This is a genomic window from Asaia lannensis NBRC 102526 (assembly GCF_024054035.1).
In the GTDB taxonomy this organism is placed as follows: Bacteria; Pseudomonadota; Alphaproteobacteria; order Acetobacterales; family Acetobacteraceae; genus Asaia; species Asaia lannensis.
This window is the reverse complement of the sequence record NZ_JAMXQU010000011.1, coordinates 42,035-61,355: the sequence shown is the minus strand read 5'-3', so window position 1 is coordinate 61,355 and position 19,321 is coordinate 42,035. Positions and strand designations below refer to the sequence as shown.

13 protein-coding genes are annotated in these 19,321 nt (G+C 59.9%); 7 read left to right on the top strand and 6 right to left on the bottom strand.

Annotation, left to right across the window (positions count from 1 at the left end):
- Window positions 1–36 precede the first annotated feature (36 nt).
- From NF685_RS12630 to NF685_RS12610, 5 genes are all read right to left on the bottom strand, one after another.
- Window positions 37–1,305: a D-tagatose-bisphosphate aldolase, class II, non-catalytic subunit gene (locus tag NF685_RS12630; RefSeq protein WP_252849892.1), complete on the bottom strand. Its 1,269-nt coding sequence runs from the start codon at window positions 1,303–1,305 to the stop codon at window positions 37–39.
- A complete protein-coding gene (locus tag NF685_RS12625) occupies window positions 1,302–2,294 on the bottom strand; it encodes a tagatose kinase (RefSeq protein WP_252849891.1) in 993 nt (330 codons plus the stop codon). Before NF685_RS12625 ends, NF685_RS12630 begins: the two co-directional genes overlap by 4 nt.
- 52 nt (window positions 2,295–2,346) lie before the next feature.
- Window positions 2,347–3,126 (bottom strand): DeoR/GlpR family DNA-binding transcription regulator, encoded by a 780-nt coding sequence (locus NF685_RS12620; RefSeq protein WP_222546160.1) that lies wholly within the window; start codon window positions 3,124–3,126, stop codon window positions 2,347–2,349.
- Window positions 3,127–3,222: 96 nt separating this feature from the next.
- A complete protein-coding gene (locus NF685_RS12615) occupies window positions 3,223–3,909 on the bottom strand; it encodes an NUDIX domain-containing protein (RefSeq protein ID WP_252849890.1) in 687 nt (228 codons plus the stop codon).
- Between the two features lie 232 nt (window positions 3,910–4,141).
- Entirely contained in the window at window positions 4,142–4,639 is a 498-nt protein-coding gene (locus tag NF685_RS12610) for a phosphate-starvation-inducible PsiE family protein (RefSeq protein WP_222546162.1), read from the bottom strand.
- Between the two features lie 226 nt (window positions 4,640–4,865).
- On the opposite strand from NF685_RS12610, the gene NF685_RS12605 reads away from it, so the two are divergent.
- The 3 genes from NF685_RS12605 (at window position 4,866) to NF685_RS12595 (ending at window position 8,313) form a co-directional block, all read left to right on the top strand.
- Window positions 4,866–5,840: a bile acid:sodium symporter family protein gene (locus tag NF685_RS12605; protein ID WP_222546163.1), complete on the top strand. Its 975-nt coding sequence runs from the start codon at window positions 4,866–4,868 to the stop codon at window positions 5,838–5,840.
- Between the two features lie 166 nt (window positions 5,841–6,006).
- Window positions 6,007–7,206: a mechanosensitive ion channel family protein gene (locus tag NF685_RS12600; protein WP_408868367.1), complete on the top strand. Its 1,200-nt coding sequence runs from the start codon at window positions 6,007–6,009 to the stop codon at window positions 7,204–7,206.
- Window positions 7,207–7,413: 207 nt separating this feature from the next.
- Window positions 7,414–8,313, top strand: a complete 900-nt coding sequence (locus NF685_RS12595; RefSeq protein WP_252849888.1) for a sugar phosphate isomerase/epimerase family protein — start codon at window positions 7,414–7,416, stop codon at window positions 8,311–8,313.
- A 127-nt stretch (window positions 8,314–8,440) separates the two neighbouring features.
- On the opposite strand, the gene NF685_RS12590 is transcribed toward NF685_RS12595, so the two are convergent.
- Window positions 8,441–10,123 carry a Na+/H+ antiporter gene (locus NF685_RS12590; RefSeq protein ID WP_222546164.1) on the bottom strand — a complete coding sequence of 561 codons (1,683 nt, stop codon included), beginning with the start codon at window positions 10,121–10,123 and terminating at the stop codon, window positions 8,441–8,443.
- Between the two features lie 109 nt (window positions 10,124–10,232).
- Here NF685_RS12590 and NF685_RS12585 point away from each other — a divergent pair, with 109 nt between their 5' ends.
- From NF685_RS12585 to NF685_RS12570, 4 genes are all read left to right on the top strand, one after another.
- Window positions 10,233–11,546 (top strand): metallophosphoesterase family protein, encoded by a 1,314-nt coding sequence (locus NF685_RS12585; RefSeq protein ID WP_252849887.1) that lies wholly within the window; start codon window positions 10,233–10,235, stop codon window positions 11,544–11,546.
- Complete coding sequence (locus NF685_RS12580) at window positions 11,543–14,974, top strand: YhaN family protein (protein WP_252849886.1); 3,432 nt, start codon at window positions 11,543–11,545, stop codon at window positions 14,972–14,974. The genes NF685_RS12585 and NF685_RS12580 overlap by 4 nt, the downstream gene beginning before the upstream one ends.
- Window positions 14,967–15,860, top strand: coding sequence for an SDR family NAD(P)-dependent oxidoreductase (locus NF685_RS12575; protein ID WP_252849885.1), 894 nt, complete (start codon window positions 14,967–14,969; stop codon window positions 15,858–15,860). Before NF685_RS12580 ends, NF685_RS12575 begins: the two co-directional genes overlap by 8 nt.
- 143 nt (window positions 15,861–16,003) lie before the next feature.
- Window positions 16,004–19,315: an efflux RND transporter permease subunit gene (locus NF685_RS12570; RefSeq protein ID WP_252849884.1), complete on the top strand. Its 3,312-nt coding sequence runs from the start codon at window positions 16,004–16,006 to the stop codon at window positions 19,313–19,315.
- The last annotated feature ends 6 nt before the right edge of the window (window positions 19,316–19,321 follow it).

The window sequence follows — 19,321 nt, the reverse complement described above, 5'->3', positions numbered from 1 at the left end:
CTGGCTGTTATCTCGTCTGTCGTTTCAGCGGGCAGATCACAGCGTTTCGTAGCGGTCGAGAACATCGCGTACCGACTGGATCAGGAGCGATTTCGGATCGGCGGCGAGTGCGCCGGATTTCACACGCTCGAAGAGCCGGGGCAGATACTGGCTGATCATGGTTTCGGGAACGGGCGCCTTTTCCAGAGACTGGATCAGCGTGGCGACGCCCTGCTCTGCCGCGGGTTCTGGCCAGTAATAGCGGATACGGTCGCTGTAGCTGAAATGGCGCAGGATATGCTGCTCCATCGCATTGCCATGATAATGGCTCTGCCAGTTGGCCGGTGAAGCCAGCATGGTCTTTTCCATGATTCCGACCAGCGAAACGGCCTGCGGATCGATAAACCCGTTTATGGCATCGAGCCCGTACAGCGTTTCACGCAGGGCGAAACTCAGCTCGGGGCCAACCTTGAGAATACAGAACCCGTCCTGCTTGAGACGGGCGAGCGAGGCACCGGGCTGATAATCGGTTGAATGCGCCTCGAAAACCAGTCCGGGCAGCTGCGCCAGTGTCGCCACCAGATCCCGGGCCTGTTCGGGCTTGTAGATCGCCACATCCTCGTGCCCGAATTCCACACCGGGCTGCACGACAATGCCGATCACACGCGGCCAGGCTTCGGGCACGCCGTCACGAAACGCCTTTTCATGCACCCGATAGGTGGCGCGCACCGCATCGGGCGTGGTCGGCACGACGTGATCGAGCGCCTCCGTTGCACCGCCGGGTGTCGGGATTTCGGTGCCGATCACATAGACAGGACGCGCCGGCGCAACGGATTCTGCCCGTCTGGCAAGCATCACCGCCCGCTCGGCCACGATCTCATCCGGCAGATGATCGGTCTCGCCCTTGCACCCCATGCTGGCATCCAGATGCAGCTTGGTGAAACCGGCCTCGGCATACGCCGCGATCATGTCCGAGGCTTTTTTCAGAGCCTCTTCTGCCGGAAGCGATTTCCATGGATTGGGGCCAAGATGATCGCCCCCTAGAATGATCTGCTCGCGCGGAAAATCCAGCCGGTCGGCAATGCCGAAAACATAGTCGCGAAACCCGGCAGGGGTCATGCCGGTATAGCCGCCATCCTGATTGACCTGATTGCAGGTGGCCTCGATCAACGCAGGCTTGCCGCGTGACGCCGCATGAAGCAGCGCGGCTTCGATCACGAGCGGATGTGCAGAGCAGACCGAGGTGATTGCCAGCCCCTCCCCCCGATCGAAACGGTCTCGCAATGTATCCAGACGGGGCAATGTATTCAGATGGGAAAGTGTCATGCTTTTTCTCCCGTGGTCTGGCTCGCAATAAACCGGTCGAGTGACGCGAAATCCGATGTCCCTTCCATCGGGCCGAAAAACGAGACAGCGCGCGCGCCCGAGGCACAGGCGTAGCGCAGGGACTCCTCACGCTCTTTGCCCAGCAGGCGACAGGTGACATAGGTTGCACCGAAACAGTCGCCTGCACCGGTCGGGTCGATTTCCTCCACGGCAAAGGGGGCGCTGTGCAGCGTCTTGTCGGCACTGAAACAGGTTGCGCCCTCGCTGCCCTGTTTCAGCACGATCTCCGACACACCCATGTCGAGAATTTCGGCAATGGCCTCTTCATGCGTTACGCCGCTGCTGAACAACAGCAACTCGGGGCCGCTCGGCAGGAAAATATCGCATTCCTGAAGCATCAGCTGCAAGGCCGCGCGCATATCGGGAATATCCAGCATTTCCTTGCGGATATTAGGGTCGAAAGATACGGTGCCACCCTGCGCCTTGACCTGATGCACAGCGGTTGTCACCGCATCGATAATCGGGAAAGAGAACAGGGACGATCCCATGACATGCACATGCGTGGCGCGTTTGAGCAGCCCGCGTGCAGCTTCATGCAGACCGGTCTGCGAACAGGCCGATTGACGGATATTATAAACGAAATCCCGGCTACCATCGGGGCGATAGCGCACGAAGGCGCTGCCCGTCGCATAGCTGTCGACGCTCAGTATGGCCGAAATATCGACACCGTCGCGTTTCAGGCGTTCGATATTGAGTGCGCCGAAATCGTCACGACCGACCGCCGAGACAATGCCGCACTCGACGCCCAGACGGGCAACCTGATCGATGAAAATGGCCGGAGCGCCGGAGGGGTAAGGTCCCTTGAGCGCAATCGGTTCGAGAAAGCCCGTACCCTGGGTTTCGGCCATGATCTCCACCACGATCTCACCGATCGTGACGATACAACGCGGTGCGTCCGGAGACTGGTCCATCAGAAAACTGGATGCCATGATCGGTGATCCATCGAAAGTGAAGGAAAGAAAAAGAGGCCTGACAGCCGGGTTATGACGATGTGTCGGCGTGCACCGTGCCATCGGTAAAAACGGACCAGTCCTCGCACAGAACCGACCCATCGGGTGGCGTGCCGCCATGCAGAACCGACATGGTGGGACGCCAGTCCAGAACGTGGCCGTCATCGTCTGCCCGATCGAGACGGTCGGTCAGCAGGAAAACCTGTTTCGCCCGGGAAATCGCGGTCTCAAGGCAGTTACCCGTCTGATCCAGACAGGAAAAACCGCGCTTGCCGATCTGTGAGGCTGAAATCACGGCCAGATCGAGATCGTAAAAAGACAGGGCATGAACGGCTGCCGGGCTGATCAGCGGATAGCCCAGACGATCGTACTCGCCACCCAGCAGCGATACGGCGGCATCGCTCGTGCGACTGGCAAGATGATAGGTCTCGAAACTGTTGACGACAAAACGCAGGTTTTCCACCGTTGCATAGACCGGCACGAAAGAAGCTGCCTGCGTGTTATCCAGAAACACGCAGGAACCCGGTTTGAGCCTGCACGCCACGGCACGTGCCAGAGCCCGCGCCTCATAGAGTGTCGGGCCCTCATCGAGTGGCGCATCGACTGCATAATCATGCGCAGGCTGAGCCCCGCCATTGGTTCTGATGACGAGATTCTGACTTTGCAGATAAGCAAGATCGGATCTTATGGTGACCATCGACACATCGAACTGTGTGGCAAGCGCCTCGGTCCGGACAAATCCGGCGCGCCTTACGGCATCGACAATTCCCAGACGCCGTTTGAGTGTTGCGCTGTTCACGCCCATCGACATGGTAAACGATCTTTCGAAACGAAAACTCTATTTTCGTTTTGTAAGATATCCAGCTTTTACCTGTCAGCTATAAAAACCGATCATCACAGGCTTGTGTTAGCCTGTGCACCCGGTTGCGTTACATTTCACCCGGGAGGCGAAAAGACCCTTCAGGGCGGCATGCTGCAGAAGCAGGATCGTCTTGGCGTCGATAATACGTCCGTCATCGACCATATGCAGGGCTTTGGTAAAATCGAGTTCCAGCACCTCGATTTCCTCCCCCTCTTCCACAAGGCCACCGCCCTTGTGCATACGCATGTCAGCCGTATAGGCCCCCGTGAAAAAATGGATGCGCTCGGTGACCGAACCGGGGCTCATGTAATAGCAGCCGATCTCGGTAATCGCGCCGATCTCGACGCCCATTTCTTCCTGTAGCTCACGGCGCATGGCCACAGCCGGATCGTTGCGATCGAGCAGCCCGCCACAAACCTCGATCAGATCGGCGCTATGCCCTGTGACATAGGCGGGCAGCCGGAACTGCCGCGTAAGAAGCACGCTGTGCCGTTCGACGTTATAGAGCAGAATGGCGGCTCCATCCCCGCGATAGTAGGTCTCACGTGTCAGAACCTGTTCGACACCATTCCTGCGGCGATAACTCAGCGTGTATTTCGTCAGGACGGCCCAGTCATCGGCAAGAATCCTTGCCTCGCGTATCGCAATACGGCCGTCCGATTGCGGATAAGGGGCAGCATGCGCCTCTTGCGCATCGGCATCATCTGTCGGATCAAAAGGCGTTTCGCTCATGGCGGCGGGCTTTCACACGCACAGATTTCCGTCTGGCTTTTGTCTGTGCAGATCGCATCGGCCGGCATCGTGCCCCAACCGGGTTTTTCCTGCGAGAGGTAAAGCAGAATCGGCACAATCGGGGCCGTTTCACCCGATGCGCTTTCTTTCAGAAAAGGCGCGGCGCTCGAAGGCGCCGGGGTTCCGGAAGTCCGATCACGAACGTCAGATGACCGGAATCAGATGATCGGGATCAGACGATTTCGTGAGGCGTTGCGTCGTAAGACGTAGCGGACATGGAGATTTCGGAACTCGGCTTGCGATTGCGCACCAGCCAGTAGCAGATACCAAGCGCGAGAACGGATGCCGACAGCGCCAGAACCTGCATCACATCGACCGAACTCAGATCGAGCACGATGAATTTGCGCACGGTTGCCATCATGCCGATCAGCAGGACAGAGCGCATTCTCACCAGACTATGAGAGGGCGTATCGGGCGCCACGAGAATCGAGTGCTTGAATTCGAGCGCAATCAGCACCGTAAAGCACAGGCCGAACAGGGATTGCAGCACAGCCGGGTTGGAGGGCTCCAGCGTGGCCGTGCGTATCATCTCATACACCGCATAGACGACATGAACGAGGCCAAGTGCTGCAACCACCATAACGCACAGGGTGAGAACGAGCATCGCACACTCCTCGAACAGGTCGAAAAGCGACGAGACTTTGAAAAAACCGGGAAAGCTCTTGATCATGGCCCTGTAAAATCTTGGTTATCTGGAGACTGACATTTCTATAGCGGAGTGCGCCTGCGGCAGCAGCAACCCAAATGTTGGGATTTCGTAATCTCCGGGCCTTATTGCGCCTGAGTGCTCGCATGACCGGTCCTCATTCTCCCGGCAAAAACCCCGTGGGACCTGTCGATGAGCCCACTTCATACCCTCTTGCCAAACCATGCCATTGCAGTGGAAATCCCTTTCCATGCGCAAACTAGACCCTTTCCTGCTCAGCCTGATCGCCGCCATCGTGCTGGCAACGTTCCTGCCCTGCTCAGGAAATGAGGCCGTACTGCTCTCCCGTCTCACGACCTGTCTGATCGCCCTGATGTTCTTTTTGCAGGGCGCAAGGCTGAAACCCGAAGCCGTGCTCGAAAGCGTGCGCGACTGGCGCCTTCAGGGAAGCGTGCTTTCCTGCACCTTCCTGCTTTTTCCGCTGCTCGGTCTGGCCTTGCATGCCCTCGTTCCCGGTCTGCTCAAGCCCGATATGTGGCATGGCGTGCTGTTTCTGTGCTGCCTGCCCTCGACGGTGCAGAGCTCGATTGCACTGACCTCCATCGCCAGAGGCAATGTGCCTGCCTCGATCTGCGCCGCCACCCTGTCCAACCTGATCGGTATCGTGGCCACGCCCATTCTGGTCGGGCTGATCGTGCAGAAGGGTAATGTCTGGTCGGCCCATGCCATCGTCGATATTGCAACGCAGCTTCTCCTGCCCTTCGGCGTGGGGCAGCTGCTTCACAAGCGCCTCGGTGCCTGGGCCCATCGCAACAAGAAACTGCTCTCGTTCAGCGATCGCGGCTCTATCGTCCTCGTTGTCTATACGGCGTTCAGCCATGCCGTCGTGGAGGGTATCTGGCATCGCGTATCGGTGCCTGATCTGGCCCTTACCGCCGGGCTCGATCTCGTGCTTCTCGTGCTGGTACTGGTTCTGTCACGCCTGCTGGGGCGTGTGCTCGGCTTTTCGGAAGAGAGCAGTATTTCGCTCATGCTGTGCGGGTCCAAGAAGTCTCTCGCAACCGGCGTACCCATGGCCAATATCCTGTTCCCGGTTTCCGTCGTCGGTACCGTGGTGCTGCCTCTCATGATGTATCATCAGATCCAGCTGTTCGTTTGCACACTCCTGGCACGCCGTCTCGCTGCACGACCCGGCCTGCCTCTCGAGGCCGAAGGCGAGGCCTGAAACAGGCGCAGAAACCTGCCGCCTGAGGGGCTGCTCTTTTCTTACCGCTCTTTCATGGGAAACGCAGACGCCATCGGGGGTTAACCCTTCGAGGCGTCGGTTTTGTCATATCACAGCAAAGTGATAGCAAGACCTGCCGGACCGGAGAGAAGAAGGAAAGCCTGTGATCAAGCAAGACTACGTGCACTCCATGTCGAAACTGCTCGCATGGTTCGACTGGCTGCCGCCTTCACTCGCCTCATCGATGCTTCTCATTGCAGCGGCCCTGTTTGCCCTGCTGTTTAGCAGGCTGATCACCGAGGCTCTGCCGCGGCTGCCCGGACTGCGTCGCATCGCGTTCATTCACGAAACGATTGCACGGCTGCAAAACCACGTCCGCCTGCTGCTGATGATTGTGGCAGCCAGTGCTGCCCTTCCGGCTGCCACCGGCTTTTCATGGTCCACCACCCAGTTCCTGGCCCATTTCTTTGCGTTTGCCTTCATCATCACGCTCGGTTTCGGGCTGATCAAGGCATTCCGTTTCGGCACGGACAAATATCTCGACCGCATCGCCAACCGCGCCCAAGTCGATGACATCACCGTACGGTCGCATCAGACACAGATACGCATCCTGCGTCGCGTGATCGAGATCACTTTCGGCGTCATTACGGTCGGTGCTGCTCTCATCGTTTTCCCGTCCGTACGTCAGTACGGGGTGTCGTTATTCGCATCCGCAGGTGCTGCCTCACTGGTCGTCGGTCTTTCGGCCCGTCCGGCCCTGTCGAACCTGATTGCCGGTATCCAGATTGCCATCACCCAGCCCATACGCATGGAGGATATGCTGATCCTCAACGGCGACTGGGCCTATGTGGAAGAAATCAACGCCACTTATGTCGTGCTGCGCACGTGGGATCGTCGTCGCTATATCGTGCCGATCGCTTATTTCCTCGAAAATCCGTTCCAGAACTGGACGCACAGCTCGCCCTCGCTGATCGGGTCGATCTTCCTCTGGCTCGACTACCAGACCCCGGTCGATGAGGTACGCCGCATGTTCCAGGAAGAGCTCGCGAAGTCGAAAGACTGGGATCACGATATGGGGTCGGTGGGCTGTCAGGTGGCAGACAGCAACGCACAGGTCATCTCGATACGGCTGATCGCCGGCGCACGCGATGCCAACGCCATGTGGGATCTGTGCTGCGACCTGCGCGAGCGTATGCTCAAGCGCCTGCGTGAGGAAATGCCGCAATCGCTTCCCCGCAACCGGACGGCCATCGTGCCGGGTGCGGCGGACGAACCTGCCTGGCCGGACTCGATGGTCTCGCCACCGGTCAATCGCCCCATGGCAGGCGGCCAGTATAACGGCCCGGATATCCTGCCGAAGCGCTGACACACGGCGCGCCGATAAACCTCGCGTGAGATCTGCGCACCATCCGCGCGCAGATCCGTGAGAACCGGGGCTGTTCTACCCCGGAGAATGGCCGGATGATGGTTTCAGATCAGTTTTCCTGACCCACCGCATTGCACCTCTGCCTAGTGTCGGCGCAACGCCCCTCTCCCTGAGGGATGTCGCGACAAAGAGAGAGGAGCCTCAACGGTGAAACTGGTTCTCGACCCCTATATGCAGCGCCATCTTTCCCTGCCGGATATTGCGCGTGCAACAGCGTCTTACGGCTTCGACGGCATAGAATTATCCCCCCGTGCCGATTTTCTGGAGTGGTGGGTCATGCCGCGCGCCACATCGCAGCGCATACGCGATTTCAGAAAGGCCCTGCGCGACAACGGCACCGAACTCACCACACTTCAGCCCATGTATCGCTGGTCCAGCCCGATCGAGGAAGAGCGCCAGACCGCCATGCGCTACTGGCGACGCGCCATCGAGATTGCCAGCGAGATGGAATGCAAGGTGATGGTATCGGAATTCGGGCGCGGCACATCGCCCGAACGCTCGTCCGGTCTGCCGCCCGGCGTTGCCACGCCGGAAACCTGCGAGGCGGCTTTCTGGCGCTCGATGGACGATCTGGTGCCCCTGCTCGAACGCTCAGGCATAACCCTCTCGCTCGAACCGCACCCCGAAGACTGGGTGGAGACCTTCCATCCCGCCATCGATATCATCCGCAATGTCGGCTCCGATGCCGTCAGGATGTCGTATATCGTGCCGCACACATTCTTCTACGGCGAGGATATGGCGGCCATGCTGCGTGAGGCTGCCGACATTCTCGTGCATATCCGCGTGGCCGATACGTTCGACCATCGCAAATCCTCGGAGTTGCGCTACATCGTCAACCCGCCCGGATCGCGCGTACGCGTTCATCAGCATCTCGATATCGGTCAGGGCGAAATCGACTGGAAGCGGTTTTTCGATACGCTGGCCGAGATACGCTTCGATGGCATTCTTTCGTCCTGCGTCTTCGCCTGGGAAGACCGGGCCGAGGAGTCCACGCGCTTCATGCTCGACACCATGAAAAGGGAGCTGAACCAGCGCGGCATGATATGAAATCGCATCGCTGAAAAGCCCGGACCGGTTTGTGCCCCCTGTGCCGGGTGTCGCCAACCGGTTTCATGCCCATCCGGTATCCCGAACCGAAAACGGATAGGTGAAAACGGTCGGGTAAAACCCACCATCAGATATCGACGGGCAGACGCTGCACACGCGAACGCAACAGCTGCTCCTCGAAATCCAGCTCCTGCTGGAGCTCCCACTCCATCTGGTCATTGATCCCACGGGTTACGAACAGCCTGTGCAGCGTCTGGCGCTGCGCGCGCAGCAAAAGCAGTCTTGTCGCCAGCTCTATACGTTCACGCCTCAGGGACAGGCTGCGACTCATGAGAGAGCCCTGCGGCGTCTCCTCGATCTGGCTCAGGCGGTTGAGATAAACCTGCGCAAGCCTGTCGATGACATCCAGACGCAGAGCCTTGTCGGCATCCTGCCCCTGAGGCTCGCTGGCGATATGCGTTTTTTCCTCATGCAGAAAATCGATAGCCGTATGCAGCAGACTCTGACGCGCTGCATTTTCCTCCGCAGCATGACGCTCCATACCCGCCTTGGGCAGAAAACGCAGACAAAGCGGCATGAGTAACCCGGCCCCCACCAGAGACACCACAATCACCCCGGCCGCTACGGTGATGAGCAGCTCGCGTGAAGGAAAAGCCCCGAGCGCACTCCCTGCAGCAGGCAGAGACAGGACGGCTGCCAGCGTGACCGCCCCTCGCACCCCGGCAAAGGTGAGCAGCACCGAACCGAGAAAATCGGGCCAGAGGAAAGGCACATGCATCCAGCGTGCCACCAGCCAGCGTCTGAAAATAGAGAGCCACACCCCGGCAAAGCGCAGCACCGTCATGATGGCGTAGATCGCCAGAACGAGGCCGAACAGCTGCAGGACGGAAATACTGCCTTCATGCGCGGTCGCAATCCCGCCACGCATCAGGGCCGGAAGCTGCAAGCCCAGCAGCAGGAAAATCAGCGCGTTGAAGATGTAATTGACCATTCCCCATACGGTTGTCGCCTGAAGGCGCGTCGCCGTATTGGTCTCCTCGATCATACCCATCATCTTGATGACCATGCAGGCAGAGACAGATGCCAGAATACCCGAGCAATGCGCGCGCTCACCAAGGATATAGGTCACAAAAGGCAGCAGGATCATCAGCGTGATCTGCAAGGGCGGATCGTCGAAACCGCGCCGCAGCAGAATACGGTTGAGGCGCGCCGACACATAGGCAATCACCGCGCCGATCGCGAGACCGCCGAGCGAGACAAGCAGGAATTCGTCAAATGCCTGACGGTAGGAAAACTCGCCCGTCAGCGCCGCCGCCGTAGCGAAACGGAAGCAGACCAGTCCCGACGCATCGTTAAACAGCGCCTCTCCGGACAGAACATGAATCATGCGCTCAGGCACATGCCGTCCGGCCAGCAAACCCGAGACGGCCACCGTATCGGTCGGTGAAAGCGCCGCAGCCAGCGCGAAACAGCAGGGCAGGTCGAGCGTGGGAACGAGCCAGTGGATCGCATAGCCACAACAGACCGTGCTGAGCACCACAAGACCGAAAGCAAGAAAGAAAATCGTGCCACGCAGCTCATGGAATTCGCGCAGGGGCATGCGAAAGGCATCGGCAAACAGCAGCGGCGGCAGAAAGACCAGCATGAACAGATCAGGCCTGAGCCCGATCCTTACTCCGGCCAGCGCTGCCACGACGCCGAGAATGATCTGAAGTAGAGGGAGCGGCATCCGGTTGCGTATTGCCCGGGCCATCAGGCCGCTTGCCGCGGCGAGCACAAGAAGCAGAAGAATATTATCGGCCGGTATCATGACGAAACCGGCACTGGGTGGTGTGACATGGTGGTGAGTCTGTGCCCCTGTTATCGGCGGTGGTGTATCGACCGGCGCATTATGGATCCAGATGCGCTAGAAAGACGTCATGAGCTCTTTCCGCTTTCTGCATGCCGCCGATCTGCATCTCGATAGCCCACTCAGAGGGCTCGAGCGTCATGACGGTTTGTCCATGGAACGCATTCGTGATGCGTCACGACGCGCACTCGATAAAATGGTCGACGCCGCCATCGCCCATGAGGTCGCTTTCGTGGTGATCGCGGGCGATCTGTACGACGGCAACTGGAAGACGATCAGTACCGGGCGCTACATGGCCCATGCGCTTGGGCGGCTGATCAGACATGGCATCCGCGTTTTTCTGCTGCAGGGCAATCACGATGCAGCCTCCATCCTGACGCGCGATCTGCCTCTTCAGGCCGGGATCGACCGCTTTCCCTCACGTAAGCCCGGCAGTTTCACCATGGATACGCTGCGCGTCGCCTTGCATGGCCAGAGCTTTGCCGAGCGTCACGTGCCTCATGACATGACCCCCGCCTACCCGCCGCCGGTCGAGGGCTATTTCAATATCGGCGTACTTCACACCTCGCTCTCCGGTCATGGGCAGCATGAAACCTATGCGCCCTGCACCCCGGAGGGATTACGCGCAAAATCCTACGATTACTGGGCTCTGGGTCATGTTCATGAACGCATGATCCTGAATGACGGAACCCCTATCGTCTATCCGGGTGTTCTGCAGGGCAGACATATACGCGAGACAGGCGAAAAAGGCGTCGTTCTCGTCACGGTCGAAGACCATGTCGTCAAGGCGATCGAGCCGATCTCCTGCGATGTGGTGCGCTGGACAGACAAATCCTTCGACTGCACAGCCATCGTTCACGAGGCCGAACTGCATCAGCGTCTGGGCACGCTGTTTCAGGAAACCGCTCGCGCTCATCCCGATCATCTCTGCGTCATGCGCCTCACGCTCACGGGCGAGACCGTCCTGCACGATCGTCTCAGACGACAGGGCCCCGTCCTGCGTGAAGCGGTGCAGCATCTCGCCGCGATGAGCGGCGGCGAAATCGAACTTGAAAAACTCGTTCTGCAAACGCATCCCCCAGTGGGCGAGTCAGCCGACCGCGCGCCCGTCACCGATGACACGGCCCTCGCGGCCCTGATCCATCGTGCCACGCAGGATCCGGATCTTCTTGAAGACATCGGGCAGGATCTCGATTTGTGCCTGAAAACGCTCAGTCTGGGCGATATCGCACCCGGCTCCCTGCTCGACCGGATCGACAAGCGCGACTGGACCGCCATCCTTCCCTTCATCGAGGAGGCGCTTTGCGAAAAACTGGCCGGTGAGCATGAGTCCGACCGGGGCGACAGGCGCCAGACCGAGCTTTCACCGGGAGACATGCCATGAGGTTCGCCCGGCTCGATCTCCTGCGCTATGGCAGTTTTGCCGAACGCCGGTACGATTTTGCGTCCGACCCGCTGGACCTGCAGGTGCTTTACGGCGCGAACGAAGCCGGGAAATCCACCACGCTTTCAGCAATCGGCGACCTGCTCTTCGGCTTTCCGCATCACAAGGGACAGGACTGGCGTTTCGATGCGTCACAGCTGCGCGTCGGCGCATGTCTGGAACGCGACGGCGAACCGCTCTCCCTGATACGACGACGCGGCACCAAACAGACGCTTCTGGCAGAAGATGGCTCAACCCCTCTGGATGAGAACCGGCTTCTGCGCTGGCTCGGCGGTGTGGATCGGGGCGCGTTCGAACGTCTGTGGAGCCTCGACCATGAACGCCTGCGTCTTGGCGGCGAGGCCATGGCCCATTTCGAGGACGATCTCGGCCAGCAGCTTCTGGCCGCCGGCTTCGGTCTGGACAATGTGCAGAACGTGCTCGACACGCTGGAGGCCGAAGCCGGCGCGATCTGGCGCAAAAACGGGCGCAGCACACGACTGAACGAGTTGAGAAACCGCCTTGGCGACGCACGCCAGCGTCTGGGAGCCGCCGAAAAAGACAGTCAGCGCTGGACTGCCCTCAATCGGGAGATCGAGGAGATCGATGCCACACTCGAGACAATGCAGACCACCCTCAGGGACATACAGCAAGAGCGCGCCACGCTGGAGCGTATCGACCGGTTGCGCACCGATCTGGACCGGCATGCCCAGCTCACAGCCTGGCTCGCCACGGAAGAGCCTCCCCTGTTTACGAGGGAGGATCATGATGTCTTCGATGAAGGTCTTTCCCGTTACGTCAGCTGTCAGCAAAACCGCGACCGGCTGGCAGAACAGCATGAGAGCGCACGCGCCATGCGCGCAGCCTGCACACCGGATCTGAATCTTCTCGCCCATGAAGATCGTATCGACGGCTTTCAGAGGCAGCAGGCACACTACACCCCTCTGCGCGCCGCATGGCCCGATCTCGAAAGAACGCTGGAAGAACTGAATCTCACCCTGCATGCCGCAGGGCTGAAGGGGGATCATGCGGCGATGCTCGATGCCTTGCCGGATCAGGCATTGCTTGAAAACCTGCGTCCGCTTGCCAACCGGAACGATCGGCTGACACAGCGCGAGACAGAATGCCGCGAGGCCTGTGAAGCAGCACAGGATCGCCTTGCGCGTGCCAGATCCCGCCTCGACGACACGCCCGCACCACCGCTGGAATCACTGGCCATCGCGCTGCAACAGGCCGAACGGCGCAGCAGTGTGGACGCCGAATTATCGGCTCTCGCATGCGATCATCAGGAAGCCGCAACGCGACTGGCCGCTGCCCTGCGCGACCTGACACCATGGGAAGGCACGCCAGAAGCCCTTCATGCCATGGCCGTACCCGAACCGGATTCGCTCGATCGCATCATCGCAGCATGGCGCACGCACAGGGCACAACATGAAACCCTGCAAACCGCGCGCGACGCCGTCTGCGTTGCACTCGATCGACAGACCCTCGCCAAGACCCATCTTGAACAGCGCCAGATCGTCTCTGCCGCCGCACTGCTCGCAGCACGCAAGGAGCGTGATGCCCTGTTCGACAGCCTCACGCATGGCAAGCCGGACGATGCCCTGCGCACGCGCTATCTCGATGCCGTATCTCATGCCGATACCCTGGCAGACCGACGCTTCGAGGAAGCGGAAGAATCGGCAAAGCTGACCCAGATCGATCAGGAAATCGACCGCCTGACCCTCGAACGTCAGCACCTCGAAACACAGCAGGCAACGCTGGACGCCCATCGTGACGCCGCAGACCGTGACTGGCAGGCTCTCCTTGCCGCGCGTACCCTGCCTGCACTCGACCCTGAAACGCTCAGAAGCTGGCTCGTCCTGCGCGATCGCGCCCTGACGGATGCAGCCACACTGAGCCGTATTGCCGCAAAACAGACTGAGCGCGCGACCCAGCGCCTCAAGGCCCTCGATCTTCTGCGGCGCGAACTTCCCGACATGCCCCCTGCCGAGACGGTGGCAGATGCCATTCTTCAGGCACAGCACCGTCATGCGTTTTGGCAGAGAGAAGCAGACCGCCTGCACCAGATCAGGGCAGATATCGAGCAGGAAGAACGAAGCCTGAGCGGCGAGACACGCAAGAACGCGATCCTTGCCCAGGAGCGCAAGGCGCTGGCCGCAGCCTGGACGGAAGCCACAGCATCGCGATCCGATCTCTCTCTTCAGAGCATCGACGGGCTCGACCGTCTGATCGCGCTACGCAACGCCGCACAGAAAGCCGTCCATCTCAGGGGCTCACTCGATGCCCAGAAGCATGAAGCCACTGCCTTCGATGACGCTGTCATCGCGTTTGCCACGGAACTGCATAGAGAAGACGGGCTGGCGCAACAGCCTGCGCAGGACTGTCTGGTGGGCCTTGTCAGGGCACTGCATCAGGCAAGAATCGATCGTGAAAAGGCGAAGGATTACGATCTGGAGCTCGCCAGAACCGGCCATGCCCTGGCCGAGGCTGAACAGGCGCTGTCCGTGGCAGCACAGGATTTCACGCCCTTCATACGCCGCCTGCCGTCAGGCATGGTGACGCAAGACGAAACCGTGCGGACGACCATAGACAGGCTGCGCAGCGTCGTCATGCGCGAGAAGACGCGTTATGCCGCACAGGACGAATATACGCGTCTCGAGCAACGCCTGCATCGTGAAGCCGCACTTTCCGATCTCGATGCGCTGCATGAACAGGCGAGAGACTGGCCCACAGAACGGATTGCGCTGCATCTGACCGGCCTGGCCGACAGACAGGAGGAAGCAGAACGCCAGCGCGAGGAAAAAATCAGAAGGCAGGGCGAGATTGCCAATGATATGAGGCAGATCGAGCAGGCACATAATGCACGCGATGCCGCACTCGATATCGAAATCTGCCGCACTGAAATGGCCAGTGCTGCCGAGGCCTGGGCCACCGCACGCATCCAGACGCTTGTCCTCACCCATGTGGCCAGACGCCAGCGGGATGAAAACACCAACCCCCTGCTCAAATCGGCCGAGGACCATTTTGCGGCGCTGACCTGCGGACGCTATCGCAAGCTCACCATTGCCGAAGACGGCAAAGCGCCCGAACTGGCGGCCATGCTCGATGACGAACGCATGATCCGCCCCGGTGCCATGAGCGAAGGCACACGCGATCAGCTTTTCCTGAGTCTGCGTCTTGCGGCGCTCGATCAGGCGCGTGCACGCGGCGTGATCCTGCCCTTTGTCGCCGATGATCTGTTCATCACATTCGACGAGCAGCGCGCTGCGGCAGGATTTGCGACACTCTCTGCCCTGGCGCGGCATAATCAGATCCTGTTCATGACCCATCATGCCCATCTGGCTGAAATGGCGGCGGGATTTGGCGGGGTGACACACAATGTATAAATTCGCCGCCATGGATTATCGCACGATCTTCATCACCGGTGCGGCCTCCGGTATCGGCCGCGCCCTCGCCCTGTCCCTCTCGGCACCGGGACGAACGCTCTATCTCGCCGACTGCAACAGGACCGGCCTCGATGCCACGCGTGAAGGGTGCGAGACGCGAGGCGCACAGGCCGTCATTACCTGCCTGGACGTGACGGACACCGCAGCCATGACCGAATGGTGCGCGCAGGTTCCTCACCTCGCCATCGATCTGCTTCTTGTATGCGCCGGTGTGACGGGGGGCGTCTCTTCCTGCGACGGGGAGGGCGCAGCCTTCGAGACGCCGGGCCAGATACGACGCATGATGGCCGTCAATCTCGATGGCGCCCTGAATGCCATTCTCCCCATCATGGAGCGTATGCGAAACCAGCCTCTGAGAAAGGCTGGGCGATTCCATAAACAACGCGGTCAGATCTGTGCCATCGCCTCGGTCGCCGGGCTTGTTTCCTATCCCGGCACCCCCTCCTATTCGGCTTCCAAAGCTGCGCTCGACCGTTTTCTCGTGGCGAGCGGCGCCTATAGCCGCAAGGCGGGCATCTATCTGTCGAGCGTCTGCTGCAGCTTCGTCGCAACCCCCATGGTCGCGCAGAACCGCTTTCCCATGCCGGGGCTGATGCGTGTCGAGACAGCGACGGCTCATATTCTCCGTGGTCTGGCACAACGCAAAAGACGGATCGTTTTCCCGTCCTGGCTGGTTCTCGGGTCACGTTTCATGGATATATTGCCGATCTGGCTGGCTGAATTCTACTATACCCATCAACCGACAGGCTGCCCCGGCTCGATGCCGGGAATCGACAATCCCGCCTGCAAGGACACGCTCATTGTATCCGCCGACAAGGCCCCGTAATCGCCGCTTCCGTAAGGCGGTAATCGCCGCCGGCGGAGACGGCGCTCCGTTTTCTACTGGCCTTTGTGACAAGATGACGAAAAGATAGCCGCGTATCGCGCTGCCACGAAGTATTCCTTCGAAAATTTTGCTATGGAGACGAAATGAATTTGTGTCGTCTCTTCATCATGCGCCCCGTGGCGACGATATTGCTCGCCCTGTCGCTGCTCGCTGCAGGTGCGATCTGTTATCCGCTTATGCCGGTCGCAAGCCTGCCCGATATCGGATCGTCGACGATCAATGTCGAGATCGAGCAGCCCGGCGCAAGCCCAGAGCAGATGGTCAGTTCCGTCACCACGCCGCTCGAACGCTATCTCGGCCAGATTGCCGGTGTGAAGCAGATCGAATCCGACAGCGAAAACAGCTTTGCCTATATCCGGATCGATTTTGTGGAATCGCGCAATATCGACGGGGCTCTGCGCGATGTGCAGGCTGCCCTGAGAGCTGCACGCGCCGATCTGCCGCAGGGCACGCTCGACCGCGACCCCTACGCCTATAAGGAAGACCCGACCTCGCAGCCGGTCTATCTGCTGTCCCTGACGTCAGATGTGATGACCCTGCCCAAGCTGTTCGATCTGGCACAGATCAGGGTCAAGCCGCTACTGGCCCAGATCAAGGGCGTGGGTCATGTGCAGGCGGTGGGCTCTGCCGCCCCTGCCGTGCGTGTGGATGTCAATCCCTATGCGCTCTACAAATGGGGCGTCGGATTCGAGGACGTCAGACAGGCGCTTGCCTCAGCCAATGCCAACACACCCAAGGGCTTTCTCGATTCAGGCGGTCAGCGTCTCATGCTGGAGACGAACGATCAGGCCGAAGATGCCGCGCAATACCGCGATCTGATCATCGGCTATCGCAACAGCCTCAATCCGATAAAGCTCTCGTCCGTCGCTGAAGTCACGGACAGCGTTCAGGATCTGTATCAGGCCGGGTATTTCAACAACAAACCTGCGATCACCCTGATCGTACGCGGTCAGCCCAAGGCCAATACGGTCAAGATCGTCGATGCCGTCAAAGAACGCATGGCCATGCTGCGTTCTGTCCTGCCACCGGGCGTGGAGATGGATACGGCTATCGATCTTTCATCGAGCATACGCGCGTCGATGGACGACACACAGCTCACGCTTGGCATATCGATCATTCTCGTGATCGGGGTGATTCTGGTCTTTCTGCGTCGTCTGCGCTCGACGATCATCCCGGCCGTCACCGTGCCGATTGCCCTGATCGGCACGATTGCCGTGATGAAATGGCAGCATTTCACGCTCGATATCATGTCGCTCATGGCGCTGACCATCGCCGTGGGCTTTGTGGTGGACGACGCCATTGTGGTGCTGGAAAACATCGCCCGTCACATGGAAGCCGGTATGGACCGCATGAGCGCCAGTCTGCGCGGCTCGGCCGAAATCGGCTTTACCGTGCTGTCGATCACGGCCTCGCTGATTGCCGTGTTCATTCCCCTGCTGTTCATTCCCGGTCAGGTCGGCGCGATCTTCTACGAGTTTTCCATGACCATCGTTTCGGCGCTGCTCATCTCGCTCGTCCTTTCGCTCACGCTCACACCCATGATGTGCGCGTACTGGCTGGATGTGGAACACGAAGAGCCGACCGGTAAAAGCCTGCGCGATCGCACGTTGCGCCTGATCGACTGGGCCCTCGACGGAATCATCGCGCTTTACGGCCGTACCCTGCGCGTGGCCCTGCGCCACCACATCCTGACCTTTCTCACCCTGCCGCTCAGCTTTGTGGCGCTCGTCGGCTCGATCGTGCTCATGCCCAAAACAGGCGTGCCTGCGCAGGATATCGCACTGGTGGGCGGCTCGATCAGCGGTGACGACACCATGTCGTTCAGCGAGATCACCAAGCGTATCCATTACGTCGGTGAGGTGATGAAGGCCGATCCTGATGTGCTGTCCGTCACGAGCTGGAACAACAGCAGCAGCGACGGGCAGCTTTTCGCCCGGTTGAGCGACAAGCGCACGCGCACGCGGACCGACACGCAGATTGTGGAAAGCATACGCAAGAAACTTGGCGATATGCCCGGCCTGCGTACCTCGTTCTTTTCGGCAGGCGATCCCAATGGCGGCGGAGGCCAGCATCGTAGCGGTGCCTTCCGCTATGTGCTGCGCGATCAGGATATGGCCGAGCTGAAGCTCTGGGTTCCGCGTCTTGTCGCGCGTCTGCGCAAGGACAAGATGATGTCCACCGTCACGAGCAATATCGAGGGTCATGGCGCATCGGTCCATGTGAAGCTACGTCGCGATACGGAAGCCCGTTATCTCGTCACCCCCCAGCTCGTGGGCAACGTGCTTTACGATGCCTATGGCCAGACGGTTGCCTCGCGTATCCATACCGAAATCACCACGCATTCCGTGGTGATGGAAGTGGCGCGCGCCTATCGCGAATCCCCCGAACAACTCCGCAGTGCCTGGATTTCCACGGCCTCGGGCACGCCCGCCGGCGCCGTTCGCTCCAACCAGATACGCGTGCGTGCCGATAACAGTGCCACGGCCTCGACGGCGACGCTGCTCAGTCAGGCTTCGCTTCGCAATGCCATCGCCAACCAGATTACCGGCAACAACTCCAACGGCTCTGCCGTCGCATCATCGGTTGAAACCATGATCCCGCTGATCAATGTGGCCGATCTGGCGATGGAGCCCACGCCGATGGAGATCGACCATCAGGATGGCATGACCTCGACTGCCATCAGCTTCGACCTGGCCGACGGCAAAACCTATGAGGATGCCCGCAAGCTGATCGAACAGACGCTTCAGGATATGGGCGCCCCACCGGGGCTGACCGGAGAATTCTCCGGTCTTGCCGGTGACACCAAGGCCATGCTGGTCAACGAGCTGCTGGCATTCGTGGCCGCACTCTTTGCCATGTATATCGTGCTCGGCATTCTCTATGAGAGCCTGATCCACCCTTTCACGATCCTCTCCACACTCCCTTCCGCAGGGATCGGGGCCATTCTGGGCCTGTGGATCGGTGGGGAGGCTTTCAGTCTCATCGCCATGATCGGCATGATCCTGCTGACCGGTATCGTGAAGAAAAACGCGATCCTGATGATCGATTTTGCGCTCTATGCCGAAAAAGAGCTGGGGCACACGCCGCGTGAGGCCATTTATGAAGCCTGCCTGACGCGCTTTCGCCCTATCCTCATGACGACACTGGCTGCGGCCCTTGGCGCCGTGCCGCTCATGACGGGCCATGGCTACGGATCAGAAATGCGGCGCCCGCTCGGTATCGCCATTGTCGGTGGCATGCTGATTAGCCAGTTGCTGACCCTCTACACCACGCCCGTCGTCTATCTGTACATGGACGCCATCGGCCGTTTCGGCACCAGATTGTGGCATCGCCTGTTTCCACCCCGTCCCGCCACGCATTCCATCGCCCCGACACCGCTCTCTTCAGAAACATAAGGCCGG